Origin of the sequence: Emticicia sp., assembly GCF_049241225.1 — a bacterium.
Taxonomy (GTDB): Bacteria; Bacteroidota; Bacteroidia; order Cytophagales; family Spirosomataceae; genus Emticicia.
This window is the reverse complement of the sequence record NZ_JBMLRC010000107.1, coordinates 1-1,508: the sequence shown is the minus strand read 5'-3', so window position 1 is coordinate 1,508 and position 1,508 is coordinate 1. Positions and strand designations below refer to the sequence as shown.

Annotated in this window: 1 protein-coding gene; it reads right to left on the bottom strand. The window is 44.6% G+C overall.

The features are described 5' to 3' along the window. On the bottom strand, positions 1 to 1,508 hold a 1,508-nt coding region (locus ACOVO2_RS06790; protein ID WP_421769246.1), incomplete at both ends, for a GMC oxidoreductase.

The window sequence follows — 1,508 nt, the reverse complement described above, 5'->3', positions numbered from 1 at the left end:
TTTACGCAATTCGATGAAGTCATACAAGCACCATCAGTTACGAAAACATTTTTTACTGCATGAATTTGGTTGTTTTCATTCAAAACTGAAGTTTTGGGGTCTTTACCCATCCGAGCAGTTCCCATTTCGTGAACGCCATTGCCCAAACCGCCAGCATTATCAAAAGTTCGGACATTCTTAAAACCCGAAGCTTCAAGCATTTCGGCAGCATCGGCCATGATTTGCTTACGCATTTTTAGTTCATTATCCTTAATTTCAGCATCAAAAACCAACTGTGGAATACCCCACTTATCAACTTTTGATTCGTGGAGCGTCACTTTGTTTTCGTGGTAAGGCAATACTTCACCAAAACCCATCAAACCCATACTCCAGCCGCCTGGTTTATAGAGCGATTCTTTAAAATCTGCCCCAATGGCGTGTTCGTCGGCACCTCTGCCCCAGCCTGCTCGACCCGCTCCCGCACCTTGATAATCATAGCCTCGTAAGAAATTCGGATTCTTTGATGCCTCATCAATATTCACGTATTTTGGAATAAAAAGCCCTGCGGGTTTTCGTCCTTTATAATACTGGTCTTCCAAACCATCAAAATCACCCATTGCCCCTACGTGATAATGGTGGTCCATCAGATTATGGCCTAACTCGCCACTATCATTACCCATTCCGTTCGGGAAACGGCTCGATTTTGAATTGAGCAACACTTGTGTAGAGGCCAGCGTAGAAGCACACGAAAAGATGATTTTTGCTTTAAACTCATGCACTTCGTTGGTTTCGGAGTCAATCACTCTTACGCCCGTTGCTCGCTGCGTAGCTTCATCGAAAATTATTTCCTTAGCAATCGAATTGGGTCTGATTACAAAATTTCCTGTATTATTGGCAGCGGGTAAAGTTGCTGCATTACTACTAAAATACGCACCGTACGGGCACCCTCTCGAACAACGGTTTCGGTTCTGACATTTGCCACGACCCAACGCCAAATGTACTTCGGTTGGTTGCGTCAGGTGAGCCACACGCCCGGGCGTTACGATACGATTTTTGAATTTACTTTTGACTTGTTGCTTGAAATGGTCTTCCAAACAATTGAGCGGAATTGGCGGTAAAAACTCGCCATCGGGCAAATGCTCTAAACCCAGTTTTTCGCCACTTACACCCACAAATTTCTCAACATAAGAGTACCACGGAGCAATATCTTTGTAGCGAATCGGCCAGTCGATAGCAATTCCTTCACGGGCATTTGCTTCAAAATCATAATTACTCCAACGGTAAGTGTGCTTTCCCCACGTAATCGAACGCCCGCCTACGTGGTTTCCTCGAATCCAATCGAAAGGCTTGATTTCTTGGTAAGGATTTTCCAAATCATTCGTAAAAAAATGCTTGGCAGCTTCACCCACAAAGCCACTTCGGATTTGGATATGATGACGCTTGCGGTCTTCATCAGTCAATGCTCCTCGGTGTTCGAGTTCCCAATGGTCGAGCATCATGGTTGGGTAATCTTCTATGTGATTCACCAT